This is a genomic window from Hyphomonas jannaschiana VP2 (assembly GCF_000685215.1).
GTDB classification, from domain to species: domain Bacteria; phylum Pseudomonadota; class Alphaproteobacteria; order Caulobacterales; family Hyphomonadaceae; genus Hyphomonas; species Hyphomonas jannaschiana.
The window spans coordinates 72642-92377 of the sequence record NZ_ARYJ01000004.1 but is presented as its reverse complement, the minus strand read 5'-3'; the positions used below and the strand labels follow the sequence as shown (position 1 = coordinate 92377).

At 62.1% G+C, this 19736-nt stretch carries 13 protein-coding genes; 11 read left to right on the top strand and 2 right to left on the bottom strand.

The window, feature by feature from the left end; translation table 11 throughout:
* Positions 1-70 precede the first annotated feature (70 nt).
* The 3 genes from HJA_RS07020 (at position 71) to HJA_RS07010 (ending at position 3336) form a co-directional block, all read left to right on the top strand.
* Positions 71-2080: a copper resistance system multicopper oxidase gene (locus HJA_RS07020; RefSeq protein WP_035580115.1), complete on the top strand. Its 2010-nt coding sequence runs from the start codon at positions 71-73 to the stop codon at positions 2078-2080.
* Entirely contained in the window at positions 2080-2889 is an 810-nt protein-coding gene (locus HJA_RS07015; RefSeq protein ID WP_035580112.1) for a copper resistance protein B, read from the top strand. The genes HJA_RS07020 and HJA_RS07015 overlap by 1 nt, the downstream gene beginning before the upstream one ends.
* A gap of 144 nt (positions 2890-3033) precedes the next feature.
* A complete protein-coding gene (locus HJA_RS07010; RefSeq protein ID WP_035580105.1) occupies positions 3034-3336 on the top strand; it encodes a hypothetical protein in 303 nt (100 codons plus the stop codon).
* A 14-nt stretch (positions 3337-3350) separates the two neighbouring features.
* Here HJA_RS07010 and HJA_RS07005 read toward each other — a convergent pair whose 3' ends face one another.
* Positions 3351-4748, bottom strand: a complete 1398-nt coding sequence (locus tag HJA_RS07005; protein WP_051597462.1) for a sensor histidine kinase — start codon at positions 4746-4748, stop codon at positions 3351-3353.
* A gap of 211 nt (positions 4749-4959) precedes the next feature.
* On the opposite strand from HJA_RS07005, the gene HJA_RS07000 reads away from it, so the two are divergent.
* The 7 genes from HJA_RS07000 to HJA_RS06970 all read left to right on the top strand — a co-directional run bounded on the left by HJA_RS07000 (position 4960) and on the right by HJA_RS06970 (position 15620).
* Positions 4960-6414 carry an efflux transporter outer membrane subunit gene (locus HJA_RS07000; RefSeq protein WP_035580100.1) on the top strand — a complete coding sequence of 485 codons (1455 nt, stop codon included), beginning with the start codon at positions 4960-4962 and terminating at the stop codon, positions 6412-6414.
* Between the two features lie 19 nt (positions 6415-6433).
* Positions 6434-7705: an efflux RND transporter periplasmic adaptor subunit gene (locus HJA_RS06995; protein WP_035580097.1), complete on the top strand. Its 1272-nt coding sequence runs from the start codon at positions 6434-6436 to the stop codon at positions 7703-7705.
* Positions 7702-10935, top strand: coding sequence for an efflux RND transporter permease subunit (locus HJA_RS06990; RefSeq protein ID WP_035580094.1), 3234 nt, complete (start codon positions 7702-7704; stop codon positions 10933-10935). The genes HJA_RS06995 and HJA_RS06990 overlap by 4 nt, the downstream gene beginning before the upstream one ends.
* 77 nt (positions 10936-11012) lie before the next feature.
* Positions 11013-13199 carry a M13 family metallopeptidase gene (locus HJA_RS06985; protein WP_035580087.1) on the top strand — a complete coding sequence of 729 codons (2187 nt, stop codon included), beginning with the start codon at positions 11013-11015 and terminating at the stop codon, positions 13197-13199.
* 148 nt (positions 13200-13347) lie between these two features.
* Positions 13348-13704 carry a hypothetical protein gene (locus HJA_RS06980; RefSeq protein WP_035580084.1) on the top strand — a complete coding sequence of 119 codons (357 nt, stop codon included), beginning with the start codon at positions 13348-13350 and terminating at the stop codon, positions 13702-13704.
* 193 nt (positions 13705-13897) lie between these two features.
* Positions 13898-15079 (top strand): thiolase family protein, encoded by a 1182-nt coding sequence (locus HJA_RS06975; protein ID WP_035580082.1) that lies wholly within the window; start codon positions 13898-13900, stop codon positions 15077-15079.
* Positions 15080-15161: 82 nt separating this feature from the next.
* Entirely contained in the window at positions 15162-15620 is a 459-nt protein-coding gene (locus tag HJA_RS06970) for a GNAT family N-acetyltransferase (protein WP_035580078.1), read from the top strand.
* 13 nt (positions 15621-15633) lie between these two features.
* Here HJA_RS06970 and HJA_RS06965 read toward each other — a convergent pair whose 3' ends face one another.
* A complete protein-coding gene (locus HJA_RS06965; protein WP_034769371.1) occupies positions 15634-16119 on the bottom strand; it encodes an Lrp/AsnC family transcriptional regulator in 486 nt (161 codons plus the stop codon).
* Between the two features lie 127 nt (positions 16120-16246).
* Between HJA_RS06965 and HJA_RS06960 the strand changes: the two genes are divergently transcribed.
* Entirely contained in the window at positions 16247-19705 is a 3459-nt protein-coding gene (locus tag HJA_RS06960; protein ID WP_035580073.1) for an indolepyruvate ferredoxin oxidoreductase family protein, read from the top strand.
* The last annotated feature ends 31 nt before the right edge of the window (positions 19706-19736 follow it).

The following is a 19736-nucleotide window of genomic DNA, read 5'->3' as shown; positions in this document are numbered from 1 at the left end:
CCCGGTGGGCTGCACCGTCTGTGCGCCTGCCCGTGATGCCTGTTCCCCTCAATTCAGAAGGATTCTTCCCATGTTCAATCGACGGCATTTCCTGCAGGGCAGCGCCCTGATGGGGCTTTCGTCCCTGCTGCCCGCCTCGCTGCTTCCGGCCTGGGCCCGCAGCGCCAGCGACGGTAATACCGGCCTCGCACCCACCACGGCGACGGAGTTCAATCTCTCGGTCGGCCGCTTTCCGGTCCGCATCGACGGACGCGCGGGCGAAGCGGTGGGCGTGAACGGCACCCTGCCCGCACCGCTGATCCGCTTCCGTGAAGGCGACGAGATCACGCTCAATGTGACCAATACGCTGGATGAGGACACCAGCATCCACTGGCACGGCCTGCTCGTGCCGTTCCAGATGGACGGCGTGCCAGGCGTGACCTTCCCCGGCATCCGGCCGGGCGAGACGTTCACCTACAAATATGCCGTGCCGCAATCAGGCACCTATTGGTACCATTCCCATTCCGGCCTTCAGGAGCAGGAAGGCGTCTACGGCCCGCTCATCATCGACCCGCATCATCACGACCCGGTCAGCTATGACCGCGAATATGTGCTGGTCCTCTCCGACTGGAGCTTCGAGAGCCCTTACCGGATCTTCGCGAAGCTCAAGAAGATGAGCGATGCCTATAATTTCCAGCAGCGCACCATGGGCGACTTCCTGAAGGACGCGCAGGAACGCGGCCTCGGTACCGCCTGGGACGAGCGCGCCATGTGGGGCCAGATGCGGATGTCGCCGCGCGACATCGCGGACGTGACGGGCGCGACCTATCACTATCTGATCAACGGCCACGCGACCGCTGACAACTGGAACGGCGTCTTCCAGCCGGGCGAACGCGTGCGCCTGCGGATCATCAACGCCTCGGCCATGACGATCTTCAATGTCCGCCTGCCCGGCCTGCCGATGACCATCGTCGCGGCCGATGGCCTGAACGTGCAGCCGCTGGAAGTCGACGAGTTCCAGATGGGGGTTGCCGAGACCTATGACGTGATCATCGAGCCGAAGGACGACCGCGCCTATGCCTTCGTTGCCGAGAGCATCGACCGGTCCGGCCAGGCCGTCGCGACCTTCGGCCCCCGCCCCGGCATGCGCGCCGAAGCCCCTGCCCTGCGCGCTGTCCCCACCCTCACCATGAAAGACATGGGTATGGATCATGGGAGCATGGATCACGGCGCCATGGGGCATGGAAACATGGACATGAGCGGCAAGGAGATGGGCGACATGGACCACTCCATGATGGACCATTCGAAAATGGACCACGCCGCCATGGGACACGACATGAGCGAGATGGACATGACGGGTCACGAAGGCCACGACATGGGCGGCATGGAAATGGACCACTCCGCACACGGCATGACCGAAGACGCCAGCTGGCCCGTTGAAAAGAAAGACATCAAGCGCGGGCCCGGTGTCGCGAATGTCGCCATGATGCCGATGAGCCGTCTCGACGAGCCGGGAATCGGTCTTGAGAATGTCGGCCACCGCGTGATGCGCTATTCCCAGCTGCGCAGCCTCGACCGAAATCCCGATCTGCGCCCGCCCGGCCGCGAAATGGAGATCCACCTCACTTCCAACATGGAACGCTATATGTGGAGTTTCGATGGGGTGAAATTCTCCGAGGTAACCGAACCCATCATCTTCCATGAAGGCGAGCGCCTGCGCGTGACGCTGATCAACAATACGATGATGCCCCACCCGATCCACCTGCACGGCATGTTCTTCGACCTCGTCAATGGCGGCGGAGATCACAAACCGCGCAAGCATACCGTGATCGTGAAGCCGGGGGAAAAACTCTCCTTCGACGTCTCGGCCGATCATGTCGGCGACTGGGCCTTCCACTGCCACCTGCTCTACCACATGCATGCCGGCATGATGCAGGTCGTTTCCGTCCTGCCGTCCACGGACAAGAAACCGATGGATCATGAGCACATGGATCACGAGATGATGGACCACGACATGCCCATGGAGCACGAAATGCCAATGGATCACGACATGATGGATCATTCCGCCATGGGCCATGACAAGCACGGGGAGATGAAGTGATGCACAGGACGCTTTTTTCCGCATTCGCCGCGCTCGCCATCGCAACAGGTGCCTCGGCGCAGACGCACGACCAGCATGGCGACGCTTCAGGGGACAAGCCCTGGTCGCAGGCCGACGCCTATTTCGACCCGGCGGAAATGGATGCCGCCCGCGCGCATGCGCAGGGTCATTCCGGAGACACGCCATTCGCCATGGTCCGGTTTGACCGGCTGGAAGCTCAGTCCTCTGATGGAGAAACCGTCGGCGTCTGGGATGCCGATGCCTGGTATGGCGGTGACATCAACAAGGTCTGGCTGAAAACCGAAGGCGAATACTCCTTTGAGGAGAACGACCTGGAAGAGGCCGAAGTCCAGTTGCTCTGGTCCCGCGCCATCTCCCGCTACTTCGATCTTCAGACCGGTGTGCGCTATGATTTCGAACCGGATGGCCTGGCCCATGCCGTTCTGGGCGTGCAGGGCCTCGCCCCCTACTGGTTTGAAGTCGACGGCGCCGCCTTCCTCAGCGAGGAAGGTGACCTCACCGCCAGTTTCGAGGCGGAGTATGAGCTGCTCCTCACCAACCGGCTGATCCTCCAGCCACGGCTGGCAGCGGGCTTTTCGGCACAGGACATTCCGGAGCGGGAGCTTGGCTCTGGCCTGACGAACCTGCAGGCCGGCCTGCGCCTGCGCTACGAATTCGTCCGGGAATTCGCGCCCTATATCGGGGTCGAACACAGCGCCAGCTTCGGCCGGACGGCTGATCTGATCGAAGCTGCGGGGGGCGAGGCGGATGAGACACGCTTCGTCATCGGCATCCGCACCTGGTACTGATCCGGCGGCTCCAGCCTGACTTCATGACGCAGACCTCTTTGATTTTACTGAATTAAAGGGGTCTGCCTCGCCTTTGGCATGAGTCTTGTTGTGCATTGCAGCATAGAGGCGTACTGTTCCGGCAAGAAAAGGGAAGCAGGACTGATGGAATACTGGCTGATGCCTTGGCGCGCGACGCTGTCCGTTGCGGCCGCAACACTCGAAACCTCCCTGGTGATGCAGAAGAGCTTCGCTGGACTCACCGGCCTCGGCGGGTTCGAAGCGATGGACGAAAACCGCCTGCGCGATGCTTTCCATGCGGCTGCCGACGTCAATCTGCGCCGCTGGGGCGATACAGCAGAAATGCTGCAGAACCTGCCGGCCTGGTACCGGGACCTCGGCCGCATGCCGGGCGACCTGATGACGGACTGGTTCGACGCCCATCACCGGACCGCCAGCGCCGACTGATCCGATTTATCCCCTCAGGCGTCTTCGGCCTTGCGGCGCATCGCCGGGAGCCAGACAGCGAACGCGGACCCCTGCTCCATCACCGTCTCCACCGCCATGCCGCCGCGATGGTGCGCCATGATGTGCTTCACGATGGCGAGGCCGAGCCCCGTGCCGGTGATCTTGCCGCCGCGGCTCTGGTCTGTGCGGTAGAAACGCTCGCCGAGGCGCGGCAGGTGCTGGCGCTCGATGCCCGGGCCTTCATCTTCCACACGGATCCAGACCGCCGGCTCGCCCGGGCCCGGCCTGTTGACCGACTGTAGCAGCGTCATCCGCTCGCCCTTTTCCCAGACCTGGCCGGACTTCGCCCGTGCCTCGACCGTATCCGCCGCCGCGCCATAGGTGACCCGGACCGTGCCGTCCTTGCGGCAATATTTGATGGCATTGGAAATCAGGTTCTCGACCACCTGGATCAGTTCGTCCCGGTTGCCGATCACCGGAAGCGCCTCATCGGTGCCGGACACGACCAGTGTCACGCCGCGTTCGTCCGCCATGCCGCCCAGCGCCGCGGCGCCTGAGGCCAGCACGTCCTGCATGTCCACCTTGTCGCGCGGCGCGACCTGTTCGGACGACTCAATCCGCGACAGGGATAGAAGGTCCGAAATGAGGCGGGACATGCGCTCGGATTCCACGGCCATGATGTCCAGGAAACGGCCCCAGCTTTCCGGGTCGTCCTTTGCCGGGCCGCGCATTGTCTCGATGAAGCCGGACAAGGCGGTCAGCGGCGTGCGCAATTCGTGGCTGGCATTGGCGATAAAGTCAGACCGCGCGCGGGCGGCGCGTCTTAGCGGGGTCAGGTCTTCCAGCACGATCAGCACCCGGCCCGCATCCAGCGGCCGGGAGACATGCGCCCGCCAGGTTTCATTCGGCCCGGCATCGACATCCACCGCCAGCGGCGCATCAACCTGAGTGTGAATCGCCTTGTCGATGGCCGAGAGCAGCGCCGGGGACCGGATGACCGTCGAGGCGCGCGGGCGGACGCGATTGTCGAGGCGCAGAATGTCCTCCGCTTCGGCATTGAAAGCGACGATCCGTTCGTCGAGATCGATCTCGAAGGCCGGCAGCGGCAGGGCCTTCAGCGGAATGGATGCCGTCGATGGACCGGGTACGACATTGTCAGTGGCGCCGTCGACCACGGCCGAGGCGGGCAAAACAGTCGCCGACCCGACATAATAGGCCCAGGCGACAGCCCCCGCCGCGATCAGGGCAGCAGCCGATTCGATCAGTCCAATGGAACCTGTCACCAGTAGCAGGACCAGAACCGCCGCGAAGCACGATATAAGCACGATAAAGTCACGGACCCGTAGGGTCGTGGCACGGCGTATGCCTCTCTCGGCCCCCTTCTGGGTTGTGGTTGAAAGCACTTCAGTCATGCGGTTTCCCGGTGGGATTCCTTCCACACACTCGTAGGTTTTAGGCGCTATCGCGACAGCGGGAAGATGCCAAGCCCTCCCGGGCGCGCTGCGTCAGCTGGTGGCATTTCCTGACCTGCATGTAATTATTGAAAATCGATAATTTCTCATTGACAGTCGAGTAGAGCAAGCGTAACGCACTGCTTATACTAACGGGAGCAATGCCCAAGGCATGAAACGATCAATCCTCTTCGCGGGCACGGCAATTCTTGCGGCGTGCGCCTCTTCTCCGGCAAATATTGGCGGTCTTGCGGGCGAACCCGTTGATTTCTTTGCGCAAGCTCCGGACGCCCCGGCAGAATGGACCGCGAGCGGCGTGGCCGGCAAAGCACCAAAAGGCGACTGGTTGACCCAGTTCAACGACCCGGTGATGATGTCGCTGGTTGCCGAAGCGCTGGAAAACAACCCCACACTGAAATCCCGCGCCGCCACGATGCGCGCCGCAGAAGCCGCCACCCGGACAGCACGTTCCGCCGGCCGGCCCGGCCTCAGCGCCTCGGCGACCGCCGGCGGCAATTCCGTGGGTGTCGAAACCGCGACCGGCACGACCCGGACAGAGAGCGAAATCTATGGTGTCGGCCTGGATGCGAGCTGGGAGCTGGACCTCTGGGGCCGCATCGGCGCGTCTGTGAATGCCGCTGAAGCTGACTATGCCGCCTCCGAAGCCGATCTGGCCGCGGCAGAACTCTCCCTGGCAGCCCAGACTGCTATCGCCTGGATCAATCTCAACGAGGCAATCGCGCAGGAGCGCGTGGCCGAGCTGACCTATGATGCCCGCGACCGTGTCCGCCTCCTGACCGAGCGCCGCTTCCAGCGCGGCCTGGTCGATGCCCTCGACGTGCGCACGGCTCGGTCCGCGCTGGCCAATGCCGAGGCCGCGATCGCGACCCGCCGGCAGATCACCGGGGAAACAGCCCGCCGCCTCGAAATCCTGCTCGGCCGCTACCCGGCCGCAGAGATTGCCGCCCCCGCGGAACTGCCGTCGCTTGGCCCGCTGGAGCCGGAAGGCAACCCTGCCCTTCTCCTGTCGCGCCGTCCGGATATTGCTGCCTCCGAGGCCCGGATCGAAGCAGCAGGCATGCGGGCTGAAACCGCCCGGCTGGCCATGCTGCCCTCCCTCACACTGAGCGGCAGCGTGTCGACCACTGAATCCGATCTCGCCGATGCGTTTGACCCGGAGCTCATCGCGGCACGTCTGGTGGCCAATCTGATCGCGCCAATCTTTACCGGCGGCCGGCTGGATGCCCAGCGCGACGCGGCCGTTGCACAGGCTGAAGCGGCCGTTGCAAATTATGCCAATACCGTCCTGTCTGCCTGGGGCGAGGTCGAGAATGCCATCGCGGCCGATCAGTATCTCGCAGAGCAGGAACAAGCCCAGGCCCGCGCTCTTGAGGAAGCCCGCCTTGCCGAAGACCTTGCCCTGCGCAAGTACACGACCAGCGGTACACTGACGATCTTCAACCTGATCGATGCCCAGACGCGGCGCCTGACCGCGGAAAGCCAGCTGATCTCGGTCAGCGCCAATCGCGCCACCAACCGTATTTCGTATCACCTCGCCCTCGGCGGCGGATTGCCGGTCCTGACCGCCTCGACCGCAACGACGCCTACCGAAGCCGCCGCAGAGTAAGCCCCAGGAGTCCCGCCCCATGGCCCGTATCATCGCCATTGCCGCCCCGATCGCCATCATCGCCGTCCTCGGTGTCGGTGGAGTTGCTGTCCTGTCAGCGCTCAAGCCGGAACCGGAAAAAGCTGAGGAAGCCCGCATCGGCCTCAACGTGTTCGCAGAGAAAGTCCGCAAGGGCGATCTTCAGATCACGGTCGAAGCGCAGGGCGAAGTGCGCCCGCGCCGGGAAATCATCGTGGCGCCGCAGATTTCCGGCCGGATCGCCTATGTCTCCCCGGACTTCATCGATGGCGGCTTCATCAAGCAGGGCCAGCTACTGGTCCGCGTGGAAGCAGCCGACTATGAACTCGCCGTCGTGCGGGCCCGGTCCGGCGTCGCCTCTGCCGAACAGGGGCTGACGCGTGAAATCGCCGAAGCCGAACTTGCCCAGCAGGATATTGAAGATCTCGGCATTACCGACGTCTCGCCGCTGGCCCGCCGCGAACCCCAGCTGGCGCAGGCCCGCGCCGCGCTGGACGCTGCCAAGGCGCAGCTCAAGGATGCAGAACTCGCCCTGGAACGGACCGCCGTCTACGCGCCGTTCTCCGGACGCGTCTGGGAGCGCGATGTGGATATTGGCCAGGTCGTCGCCACCGGTCAGTCCCTCGGCCGGATCTTCGCCAATGATGTGGTCGAAGTCTCGCTGCCGCTGGACGATGAAGAGATGGGCCGTCTCGGCCTTCCCCTCGCCTTCGCCGCCAGCGATGCGCAGCCGGGTCCGAAAGTCGACTTCAGCGCCGTGGTTGGCGGGATCGAACGCCACTGGACCGGCGAAGTCGTCCGGACGGCCGCCGCCGTCAACTCTCAGACGCGCCAGATCAATGTGATCGCCGAACTGAAAGACCCCTACGGCAAAGGCGCCGATGACGGGGCGCCGATGGCCCCCGGCCTGTTCGTCAATGCCGTGATTGAAGGCAACACGATCCCGGACGTCCTGATCGCGCCGCGCGCGGCCCTGCGCGGCGAGGACCGGATCTTCATCGGCAATGCCGACAAGGGCACGCTGTCGATCCGCACGGTCGACCTGATCTATTCCGATACGCACGGGGCCTATGTCCGGTCCGGCATCGAAGCCGGCGAGTTCGCCATCACCTCCCCGATCCAGGCCGCTTTCGACGGCATGAACGTAACGGTGATGGAACGCCAGCCTGACGGCACCATCAAGACTTACGAACCGACGGAAGACACGTCGGACGCAGAAGAAACCGAGGAAACAGCCATGCGTCTCTCCAGCGCCAAGGGAGCCTCTGAATGAACGGGATCGTCGCCTGGTTCGCCCGCAACGCCGTTGCCGCGAACCTCCTCATGATCGTGTGCTTCGTCGGGGGCATCTTCGGATACACCGCGATGGAACGGGAAATGTTCCCGATCGGCACGTTCAACGGCGCAACCGTTTCGATGTCCTGGCCGGGCGCCTCGCCGCAGGATGTCGAGGAACAGATCGTCACACGGATTGAAGAAGCCGTGGCCGACCTGGATGGCGTGAAACGCATTACTTCCACCGCCGCCGAAGGCTCCGGCTGGGTCAACATCGAAGGCCAGAACGACATCGACATGATGGAGTTCCTAGACGAGGTGAAGCTGCGCGTCGACCAGATCAACAATTTGCCTCAGGCGGCCTTCCAGCCACAGGTACGGCGCTGGGAGCAGCGCGGGCAATTCATGGGGCTGGCCATTCACGGCAAGGTCGATGGCCGTGAGCTGAAGCGTCTCGGAGACCGGGTCCGCGATGACATCGCCCAATTGCCGGGCGGCGAGCTTGCCGAACTCCAGGGCACGCTGGACGAGCAGGTGAATATCGAGATCACAGAGGAATCCCTGCGCCGTTTCGGCCTCAGCTTCGGCGATGTGGCCAATGCGATCCGCCAGTCTTCGCTGAACTCCTCCGGTGGACGGATCGAGTCCTCCACCGGGGACGTCGCGATCACCGCCCGCCAGCTGGCGGATACTGAAGACCAGTTCAACAAGATCATCATCCGCCAGACCACGGAACAAGGCACGGTCCGCGTTGAAGACGTTGCCAATGTCATCGACGGTTTCGTGTCGGACAAGTTCAGCGCCCTTTACGGTGGTGAGCCGACGGCCTTCGTTATGATCCCTGCTCCGGACAAGATGGACGTCGTCAAATACACAAAGGGCTTCCGCGACTATGTGGAACGCGCCAACGACCCCAAGAGCGGGATTCTGCCGCAGGGCGTCAAGATCGACATCCTCTGGGACGATTCCGAAGCCTTCAACGACCGCATGAACCTGATCATGTCATCTGCCCTTCAAGGTGCGGTGCTGGTGCTGATCGTCCTCCTGCTGTTCCTGCGCCCGATGGTGGCCTTCTGGGTGACGGTCGGCATCATGACCGCGTTCGGCGGGGGCATCCTGATCCTTCCCTATCTGGGCGTCTCCTGGAACATCCTGTCGACCTTCGCCGTGCTGCTGGTGATCGGTGTGATCGTGGATGACGCCATCGTGGTGGGGGAGAATATCCACAGGGAAGTCGAAAGCGGCCGGCGTGAAGGTATCGACGCGGCCATTGTCGGAACGCAGATGGTTCTGAAGCCGATCATCTTCGGCGTCCTGACCACGATCATCGCCTTCCTCCCCTGGGCCTTTCTCAGCGGGCCGGAACGGCAGTTTACTCAGCAGATCACCTTTGTGGTCGTTGCGGCGCTCGCCTTCTCGATCATTGAATGCATGCTGATCCTGCCGGCCCACCTTGCCCATATGAAAAAGCAGAGCTTTGACGGGGCGAGCGGCGCGCTGATGCGTGTCCAGCGCCGGATTGCGGACAGCCTGCTCTGGTTTGCCAACAATATCTACAAGCCTGCGCTCGAGTTCGCGCTGAAGTTCCGCTATGCGACGATGGCCCTTTTCTTCTGCCTCTTCTACCTGGCCTTCAACCTGTCAGCCTTGAAGATCGTGCCGTTCAAATTCATGCCCGAGATCGAAGCTGACCTGATCCAGGTGCAGATCGAAATGCCCGACGGTACGCCGTATGAGCGCCTCGTCCAGGTACGCGACCAGCTGCAGGCTGGCATCGAGGTCAGTGAACAGCAGACCAAGGAAGAACATCCCGAAATCAAGGATGGCCTGATCCGCGACGCCTCCGTCATCGCCTATGGCACCAATGTTCGCGCCTTTGTCGGCCTCGCAGCGCCGGAAGACCGTCCGGACACGATCCGCTCCAAGGATCTTGCCGAATTGCTGCGTGCGAATGTCGGCGAGATTCAGGATGCCGAAGAGATCAACTTCGCCTTCACATTCAATGATAATGACACCGGCGTCCGGTTTGCCCTCAGCAACCAGAACCTCGACCGCCTGCGCGAAGCCGCCGAAACGGTGAAGGCCCAGCTGGCGACCTATTCCAATGCCTATGACATTGGCGACAACCTTTCTTCGGCTGCCGAGGAGATCCGGATCAGCATGAAGCCGGGGGCCGAGACCCTGGGCGTTACGCTGGCCGATGTTTCCCGTCAGCTGCGCCAGGCCTATTATGGTGAGGAAGTCCAGCGCCTGCCCCGTGACGGGGAAGACGTCCGCGTCATGGTGCGCCTGCCGGAAACCGCTCGTGAGGATCTCGACAGCCTGAACTCCCTCCGTGTCCGGACTGCAGATGGCCGCGAGATTCCCGTCACCCAGGTCGCCGACTTCTCCTACGCGCCCGGCATCAACCGCATCCAGCGGCGCGACCGGATGCGCTCGGTTTACGTCTTCGCCGAAGTCAAGGGCGAAGGCGGACGCGGTGAGATCATGGCGGACATGGAATCGAATTTCTGGCCGGAATTCCAGAAGCAATTCCCGGACGTGAAACGCGGCGAAGCCGGTGGCTTTGAAGAAGAAAACCAGTTCATGAGCGAGATCGGCCGTCTGTCGCTGATGGCAATTGGCGCCATGTACATTCTTCTGGCGATTGCCTTCCGGTCTTATGCCCAACCGCTGCTCCTGATGATGGCCTTGCCTTTCGCTTATGCAGGCGCGCTGTTCGGTCTCTGGTTCTTTGACACACCGATGGCACTGTTCTCCTTCTTCGGCATTGCCGCCGCAGCGGGGGTCGTGATCAACGACAACCTGGTGCTGATCGACTATGTCAACAAACGCAGGGATGAAGGCGCCGGTGCCGTTCAGGCCCTTGTGGATGCAGGTGTCTCGCGCTTCCGGCCGATCCTCCTGACATCGCTGACCACTATGGTCGGGATCCTGCCTCTGCTTTCACAGCGTTCTGTTCAGGCCCAGTTCCTGAAGCCGATGCTGGTGGCGCTCGGCTCAGCCGTCGGGTTTGCGATCTTCATCACGCTGTTCCTGGTGCCGGCGATGTACGTCATCGGTGCAGAGGTCAAACGCGTGTTCGCCTGGACCTGGGGCGGGCAGCCATTCCGCCATATTGGCGACGGCTACTCCGGCCATGTCACGATCGATGAAGAAGAACTGATCGGCACAAGCGGAGGTCATGACAGCGACAGTGGCAGTCCGCCTATGGCGCCGGCTGAATGATCTGCTACCAATTTATCATGAGACATGCCCCTCGCTCGTTGCGGGGGGCATGAGATTTGAGCAAGGAGAGACTCAGGATGAAACACCTTCTGATCGGCACCGCCGCAATCGCGCTGCTGGCCGGATGCGCACCGAAAGCGTCTGAACCCGCTGAGGGCGACAAGGTCGCCTTCGTTGAAACCACCCCACCGGTCGCAAACGAAGACGGTAAATTCGAAACCAGCGAAGGCCTCCTCCTGTCAGCGCCGGACTACTGGGGCAGCTGGGGAATCGACCTCAGCGTTCAGAATACGGACATCTCTCCGGGTAGCGATTTCTATGCCTGGACGAACGGCAAATGGCTCGACTCCTTCGAGATTCCGGCAGACCGTTCCCGCTACGGGTCGTTCGACCTTCTCGCGGAAAAGTCCGAACAGCGCGTGCGTACCATCATCGACGACCTGGCTGCTGAAAAGCCGGCCCTCGATACGCCGGAAGGCAAAATCGGCGCGTTCTACAACGCCTATCTCGACACCGATGCCATCAACGCAGCCGGGCTCTCCCCTGCCCAGCCCTATCTGGACAAGATCAATTCGGTGCAGTCGCTTGACGATCTCGCGGTTATTTTCGCAACGCCGGGGTTCAGCTCGCCATTTGGCGGGTTTGTCTTTGCCGACGACAAGGATCCCGACACGAACATTTTCCAGATGCGCATTACCGGCCTCGGCATGCCGGACCGCGATTACTATCTGAAGACCGATGACAAGTCGGTGGAACTGCGCGCCAAATATCTCGACCTGCTGACCTTCATGCTGGACAAGGCCGGCTATGAAGACGCCGCCGGCGAAGCGCAAAAGGTGCTGGACCTGGAAACCTCCATCGCCAAGGCAGACTGGGACCGCGCGCTCTCCCGCAATCCGGAAATCACCTATAACAAGGTGACGCGTGACGAGCTTGTCGACATGGCAGGCGACTTCCCGCTGATACGCGCCTTCAACACGATGGGCGTGGGCGGCGAAAAAGACTTCCTCGTCGCAGAAGTGCCTCCAACCCAGGAAGAACTGGATGCGGCCGGCATTTCCGCCGAAGACGCGGCCAAGCTGGGTGGCGGTTTCCCGGAAATGTTCGACATCGTCACCGAAACGCCGCTGGACACGTGGAAAGCCTATCTCACCGCTCATTTCCTGTCGGATTTCTCCAGCGTGCTGCCGGAAGACATCGATGCAGCTGACTTCGCCTTCTACGGCACGGCCCTGCGGGGCCAGCCGGAACAGCGTGAACGCTGGAAGCGCGCTGTGAGCGCGACCCAGGGCACGCTGGGCGAGGCCATCGGCAAAGTGTTCGTCGAGCGTTATTTCCCGCCGGAAAACAAGGCTGCCATGGATGACCTCGTGGCCAATCTGCGCAAGGCCATGGCTGCAAACCTCGAAGACCTCGGCTGGATGAGCGAAGCGACCAAGGTAAAGGCCGAAGCCAAGCTCGACGCCTTCACGCCGAAGATCGGCTACCCGGACGAGTTCGAAACCTATGATACGCTGGTGGTCGGCAACAATGCGCTCGACAATGCCATCGCGTCGCAGAAGTGGCAGACTGAGGACAATATCGCTGACCTCGGCCAGCCCGTGGACCGGACACGCTGGTTCATGACGCCACAGACCATCAACGCCTACTACAATCCGTCCTTCAACGAGATTGTGTTCCCGGCCGCGATCCTGCAGCCGCCCTTCTTCAATATTTCAGCAGACCCGGCCGTGAACTATGGCGCCATCGGCGGTGTCATCGGACACGAGATGGGGCATGGGTTTGACGACCAGGGCGCCAAATATGACGGCGAAGGCGTGCTCAAGAACTGGTGGACGGAAGAAGACCTCGCCGCGTTCCGCCAGCTCGGCGATGCGCTGGCCCGGCAATATTCGGCCTATTGTCCGCTGGACGACGGCGAAACCTGTGTGAACGGGCGCCTGACGCTGGGCGAAAACATCGGCGACCTCGGCGGGCTTTCCCTCGCCTACCGCGCCTACAAGATGTCCCTGAACGGCAAGGAAGCGCCGGTGATCGACGGTCTGACCGGCGACCAGCGCTTCTTCATGGCGTGGGCCCAGGTCTGGCGCGCCAAATACCGGGACGAGGCGACCCGGCAGCAGATGCTGTCAGACCCTCACTCCCCGCCTGTCTATCGCGTGAACGGCGTCGTGCGGAACCTGGATGAGTGGTACGAGGCGTTCGATATTCAGCCGGGAGACCCGCTCTACCTGCCGCCGGAAGACCGGATCCGAATCTGGTAGCCCAGGTACGAAATGTCGCAAACTGAAGGCGGCGCTGCAGAAGGCGCCGCCTTTCGCGTGTTTGCTCAATGAGATATTAAGGCTTTCGGTTCACATCTTGCGAGACAGGGTGGAGTTGGTCAGCGATTTGGAGCGCACAAACGACGCCATGGCTATAAAACCGCGCCTTTTTGGGACGAAAAAGCCGGATGGTCCCGATCTGGGACGCATTCAGCGCACGCTCCAGCAATCCAACATACCGATCGCATCACGCACCGATCACCAGAATCTGTCGCGTGAGAAACGCGCCCAAGTGTACCGTGAGGCCGCTGTGGCCTATGATTCCGGCTATCGGCGCAAAGGCGTTGTGCTGGACTATACTGCCAAAGGTGCGCGTCTTCGGTTTCCAACAAATGAGAAACTGCCGCCCACCGTGTACCTGTATGCGAGGGCGGTTGGTCTGGAAGGCCCCGCCCGGGTGGTGTGGCAACATAATTCCGAAGCCGGTCTCGCCATGGAGGTCTGACCCCCTTTCCGGGTGGTTTTACCTCCTCAACCAGCGCGTTTACCCCTTTTCAGAGTTGCTTTTCGGCACGCTTTCGGCCCCGTCTCAGTTTGCCGCACCTGATCTGACCTTTGGTCGGGCTTGACGTGCCCCCTTGTCAGGCGCTTTGTGCCTTCCGAAGTAAACAGCACGCAGATGCAGCAAGGAGACGCATATGGCTGATCAGGATCCGGTCGTAATCGTAGGCATGGCCCGCACCCCGATGGGTGGCCTTCTCGGAGACCTCGCCGGTTTCAGCGCGAATGAGCTTGGCGCCATTGCGGTCGAAGCAGCCGTGAAGGAAGCCGGCCTCGCCCCGGGCGAAGCCAATGAGATCATCATGGGCAACTGCCTACCCGCTGGACAGGGTCAGGCCCCTGCCCGCCAGGCTGGCTTCAAGGCCGGTCAGGACAAAGGTCTCGAAGCCGTCACCATCAACAAGATGTGCGGCTCCGGCATGCAGGCCACCGTCATGGGCCGTAACGCCATTCTCGCAGGCGACGCAAACATCGTGATCGCGGGCGGCATGGAATCCATGACCAACGCTCCGCACCTGATCAATGCCCGCAAGGGCCACAAATACGGCACCATGGCCGCGGAAGACCACATGGCGCTCGACGGCCTGTCCGACGCCTATTCCAAAGGCCCGATGGGTCTCTTCGCCGACAAGATCGCCGGCGAATACCAGTTCACCCGCGAACAGCAGGACGCCTACGCCATCGAAACGCTGAAGCGTGCGCAGGACGCAACCGCCTCCGGCAAGTTCAAGCGCGAGATCGCACCGGTCACCGTGAAGACCCGCAAGGGCGAGACCGTGGTCGATGTCGACCAGCTGCCGCGCGAAGCCAAGCCGGAGAAAATCCCGGATCTGCGCCCTGCCTTCTCGAAAGACGGCACCGTGACGGCTGCCAACGCATCGGCAATTTCCGACGGTGCCGCCGCCCTCGTCCTGATGAAAAAATCCGAAGCTGAAAAGCGCGGCCTGAAGCCGATCGCCACGATCGTGTCTTCCTCCAGCCACGCCCACGAGCCGGAATACTTCACCACGGCGCCGGTTCCGGCCATGCAGAAAGCCCTCGCCAAGGCAGGCTGGGGTGTCGAGGAAGTCGAACTCTGGGAAATCAACGAAGCCTTCGCGGTCGTTCCGATGATCGCCATGAAGGAACTCGGCATCAGCCACGACAAGGTGAACGTCAATGGCGGCGCCTGCGCCATGGGCCACCCGATCGGCGCGTCCGGTGCCCGCGTGATTGTCACGCTGCTGGCCGCCATGGAAGACCGCGGCGCCAAGAAGGGCGTAGCTTCGCTCTGCATCGGTGGCGGTGAAGGCATCGCCATGTGCCTCGAACGCGCTTAAGCGCCTCGCCTGACGGCACGACATAATCTAGATCTGGATGAGCCCGGGATCATTCCCGGGCTCGTTTGCATCCGGAGCCAGCATGAACATCAAACCCGGTGACTTCGACGACCCGCAAATCCGGGAACTCCTGCGCCAGCATCTTCAGGGCATGGCCGAGACATCGCCGCCCGGTCACAGCTTCGCCCTGGACCTGAGCGGTCTGCAGCGTCCGGACGTCACATTCCTGTCAGTCTGGGATGGCGACACGCTGCTGGCTATTGGCGCGATAAAAGAACTGGCTACCGACCATGGCGAACTGAAGTCCATGCGTACACGGACTGACAGTTTGCGACGCGGCACCGCAACCGCCATGCTGGAAGCGCTGTTGGACCTGGCGCGCAAGCGCGGCTACCGGCGGGTCAGTCTGGAAACAGGATCGGGCGAAGCTTTCGAGCCGGCGCTCGCGCTATACCGCAAGCACGGGTTCCAGAGCGGAGACGCCTTTGCCGATTATGTCGGCAGCGACTTCAATCAATTCCTGCATCTCGACCTGGCCTGACCGGCCGGGCGCACTACTTGACGTTCTCGACGAGATCCAGCGGCAGCGCCGTCGTGCGTTTTGCCACGCGGATCACGATGCGCGATTGCACATCCGAAACGAGCGCGGAGCCAAGCAGCTTGTCACGCAGAAAATTATCATAGGCGTGCATGTCGGTGGTCACGACGTGGATCATATAGTCCACCTGCCCTGTCACGGTCATGACTTCGGTCACTTCCGGCCAGGCAAGGACCATGTCTTCGAAGGCCTGCAGGTTTTCGCGGTTCGGCAGGGCGAGCTTTACGCTGGCGATCACCTCGAAATTCAGGCCGAGGGCAAAATTATCCAGAATAGTTACACGTCCCCGGATAAAGCCGGCCTCTTCCATCCGCTTGATCCGGCGCCAGCAGGGAGAGGAAGAAAGTCCCACGCGATCGGCAATTTCCGCAACGGAAAGCCCTGCGTCCCGTTGGATGATGTCAAGAATCTTGGCATCAACTGAGTCTATTTCTTGGGCCAATTTTCTAGTATCCTCGCATATTAGGGCATGTTTTGCCCTAAACTAGCAAAAACAGCGCAAGATAGGCAAGCTTTTTCGTGAGATTTGTCGAATAATCTTCCAGTTCCTTGGAGCGGACAGATTACCCATGCATCATCGTGAAGTTACGCTGAACGACAAATACGATCTTGTCGAGGGCAAGGCGTATATGACCGGTATTCAGGCACTGGTCCGCCTGCCTCTTGATCGAAAACGTCTCGATCTGCGCAAAAATGCCAACACAGCAGGATTTATCTCCGGTTATCGCGGATCCCCCCTTGGCGGATATGACCAGCAATTGCGCGCCGCCCAGAAATGGCTGGACGCGCATGACATCAAATTCTGGGAAGGCCTGAACGAAGATCTCGGCGCCACCGCCGTCTGGGGCAGCCAGCAGCTCGGCCTCTTTCCGGGCGCCCGCTATGATGGCCTGTTCGGCATCTGGTACGGCAAGGCGCCGGGTGTCGACCGGACGGGCGACGTCTTCAAACATGCCAATGCCGCCGGTACGTCCGCACTCGGCGGTGTGCTGGCCATTGTCGGCGACGACCACAATTGCAAATCCTCTACCCTCCCCTCCCAGTCCGAATTCGCGATGATGGATGCCGAGATCCCGGTACTGAACCCGGCCTCGATCCAGGACGTGCTGGATTATGGCATCCATGGCTGGGAGATGAGCCGCTTCTCCGGCGCCTGGGCCGGCATGGTGGCGCTGGCCGATACGATGGATTCCGGATCTGTCGTCGGCGTTGATCTCGGTCGCTTCAATATCGTCCAGCCGGACTTCGCTCTGCCTGAAGAAGGCGTGCACATGCGCCGGGGCGATGCGCCGTTGCTGAAGGAGCAGCGCCTGCGCCAGGTGAAGCTGCCGGCTGCACAGGCCTATGTCCGCGCCAACCGGCTCGACCATGTCATTCTGCCATCGCCGAAACCGCGCGTAGGCATCATCGTCACCGGACAGGCCGCCCGCGATGTGTTCGAAGCGCTCGCCGCGCTCGGTATTGATCCGCAGGAAGCTGGCCGCCTCGGCCTCGCCATCTACAAGGTTGCCATGCCGTGGCCGCTGGAACCGGAAGGCGTCCGCGAATTCTGCACCGGGCTCGACCGCGTTCTGGTCATCGAACACAAGCGCCCGCTGATCGAAGACCAGCTCCGCTCCGCCCTCTACCGCCTGCCGGACAGCCAGCGCCCTTATATCGAAGGCAAGTTCGACCGGGACGGCAAACGCCTCCTCTCCGACATTGCCTCAATCACCATCCCCGAAATGGCCGCTGCCCTGATGCAGGTCATGCCGGAAGGCTGGGACACCTCCCGCGCCGACGCCTATTTCGACCGTGTGGGCCGCGCCGGCGAAGCTGCGCGCTCCAATGCGTCGCCAACGATCCGTACCCCGCACTTCTGTTCGGGCTGTCCGCACAACACATCCACCGTTGTGCCGGAAGGTTCGCGCGCGCTGGCCGGGATCGGCTGCCATTACATGGCGAACTTCATGCCCGACCGGAAAACCGACATGACCAGCCAGATGGGCGGTGAAGGCATTGCCTGGGTCGGCCAGCACTGGGCGACCGACGAGCCGCACGTCTTCGTCAATCTGGGCGACGGCACTTATTCGCACTCGGGCAGCCTCGCCATCCGCGCTGCGGTTACCTCCGGCGCGAACATGACCTACAAGATCCTCTATAACGACGCGGTCGCCATGACCGGCGGCCAGCATGTGGAGTCCGGCCAGACACCGGCACAGATCGCCCAGCAGGTCCGCGCCGAAGGTGTGCGCACGATTGTCATCGTCACCGAAGACACGACCCGCTATGCGAACGTCAAAGGCCTGCCCGGCGGCGTGAAGATCTATGACCGCGACGATCTGGAAGACGTGCAGCTCACTCTGCGCGGTACACCCGGCGTCTCGGTCATCATCTATGACCAGATCTGCGCGACCGAAAAACGCCGCCGCTCCAAGCGCGGCCTTCGCGCGCCGGACCGTACGCGCGTCATCATCAATACAGAGGTCTGCGAAGGCTGCGGGGACTGTTCGGTCAAGTCGAACTGTCTCTCCGTCGAGCCGGTCGAAACCCCGCTCGGTCGCAAGCGCCGGATCAATCAGTCCACCTGCAATACCGACCTCTCCTGTCTGAAAGGCTTCTGCCCGAGCTTCGTCACCATCACCGATGGCGAACCGGCCTGGGAAGACCAGGAGCGCCCGGCCTTCAGCGCCGACGGCCTGCCCCTGCCCGAAACGCCGAGCCTTGCACAGCCTTACAATGTGCTGTTCACGGGCGTTGGCGGCACGGGCGTGACGACGGTGGCCGCCGTGCTTGCCATGGCCGCGCATGTGGACGGCCATGCCGCTTCCAGCCTCGACATGACCGGCCTGGCCCAGAAGGGCGGCCCGGTCCTCTCCCACATCCGCTTCGCGCGCGAGCCGGAGCAGATCTCGACCGGTCGTGTGCCGCCTGCAAGCGCCGATGTCGTCATCGCCTGTGACCTGGTCGTGGCCGCCGGCGGCGATGCCCTGAACCTGATGGATTCAGAGCGCACCGCTGCCTACGCCAACAGCGATGTAACGCCGACCAGCGAATTTATCCGCAACCGGTCCAAACGTTTCGAGAGCGATCTCCTCTCTGCCCGCGTGAAGCGGCAGGCCAGCGAGTTCGATGCGTTCGATGCAGAGGCGCTCGCCGTCGGCTACTTGCACGACGCCATTTACACCAACATGATCATGGCAGGCTTCGCCTGGCAGAAGGGCCGCCTGCCCGTCTCCCTGCGCGCGCTCTATCGCGCTATCCGCCTCAATGGCACGAAGGTGGACGACAATATGTCCGCCTTCAACATCGGCCGGATCGCAGCAGCAGCGCCAGACCGGCTGATCCGCCCGGAAGACCCGCGCGGCGATGTGCCGGAACAGAGCCTGGAAGATCTGATAGAGGATCGTGCAGCCCGCCTCACTGGCTATCAGAATGCCGCCTATGCAGACCGCTACCGCGAGATCGTTGCAAAGGTTCGCGCCGCCGAGCAGAGCATTGGCGCGGGCGACAAGCTCACGCGGGCCGCAGCCTTCTATGCTTACAAGGTGATGGCCTACAAGGACGAGTATGAAGTTGCCCGTCTCTACACGGATGGGAAGTTTGCCAAGCAACTTGCCAGCCAGTTCAAGGGCGGCAAGCTGCGCTTCTGGCTCGCCGCGCCGATGATCGCGAAGAAAGACCAGCACGGCCATCTGCAGAAAAAGCATTTCGGCCCGTGGATGATGCTGGGCTTCAAGCTGCTGTCGAAGTTCAAAGGCCTGCGCGGGACGAAGCTGGACCTGTTCGGCTATACCGAAGAACGCCAGCACGAGCGCAAACTGCGCGATGACTATCTCGCAGGTCTGGAACGGATCGCGGGCGAACTGACGGAAAAGAATCTCGAGCTGGCTGTCGCCATTGCCCGCGTGCCGGACGACATCCGTGGCTTCGGACATGTCAAAGACGCAGCACTGACCGAGGCGAAAACCAAAGAAGCGGAACTCTGGGCGGGATGGCCTGAGGGGAAACTTCCAAAGGCGAAAACCACGCTGATCGCCGCAGAATAGTCACGGTTTCCCTGCAAGGGTGATAGGGTCC

Coding starts and splice junctions, on each gene's coding strand:
- HJA_RS07020 (WP_035580115.1), top strand. CDS start 71: ATGTTCAATCGACGGCATTTCCTGCAGGGCAGCGCCCTGATGGGGCTT.
- HJA_RS07015 (WP_035580112.1), top strand. CDS start 2,080: ATGCACAGGACGCTTTTTTCCGCATTCGCCGCGCTCGCCATCGCAACA.
- HJA_RS07010 (WP_035580105.1), top strand. CDS start 3,034: ATGGAATACTGGCTGATGCCTTGGCGCGCGACGCTGTCCGTTGCGGCC.
- HJA_RS07005 (WP_051597462.1), bottom strand. CDS start 4,748: ATGACTGAAGTGCTTTCAACCACAACCCAGAAGGGGGCCGAGAGAGGC.
- HJA_RS07000 (WP_035580100.1), top strand. CDS start 4,960: ATGAAACGATCAATCCTCTTCGCGGGCACGGCAATTCTTGCGGCGTGC.
- HJA_RS06995 (WP_035580097.1), top strand. CDS start 6,434: ATGGCCCGTATCATCGCCATTGCCGCCCCGATCGCCATCATCGCCGTC.
- HJA_RS06990 (WP_035580094.1), top strand. CDS start 7,702: ATGAACGGGATCGTCGCCTGGTTCGCCCGCAACGCCGTTGCCGCGAAC.
- HJA_RS06985 (WP_035580087.1), top strand. CDS start 11,013: ATGAAACACCTTCTGATCGGCACCGCCGCAATCGCGCTGCTGGCCGGA.
- HJA_RS06980 (WP_035580084.1), top strand. CDS start 13,348: ATGGCTATAAAACCGCGCCTTTTTGGGACGAAAAAGCCGGATGGTCCC.
- HJA_RS06975 (WP_035580082.1), top strand. CDS start 13,898: ATGGCTGATCAGGATCCGGTCGTAATCGTAGGCATGGCCCGCACCCCG.
- HJA_RS06970 (WP_035580078.1), top strand. CDS start 15,162: ATGAACATCAAACCCGGTGACTTCGACGACCCGCAAATCCGGGAACTC.
- HJA_RS06960 (WP_035580073.1), top strand. CDS start 16,247: ATGCATCATCGTGAAGTTACGCTGAACGACAAATACGATCTTGTCGAG.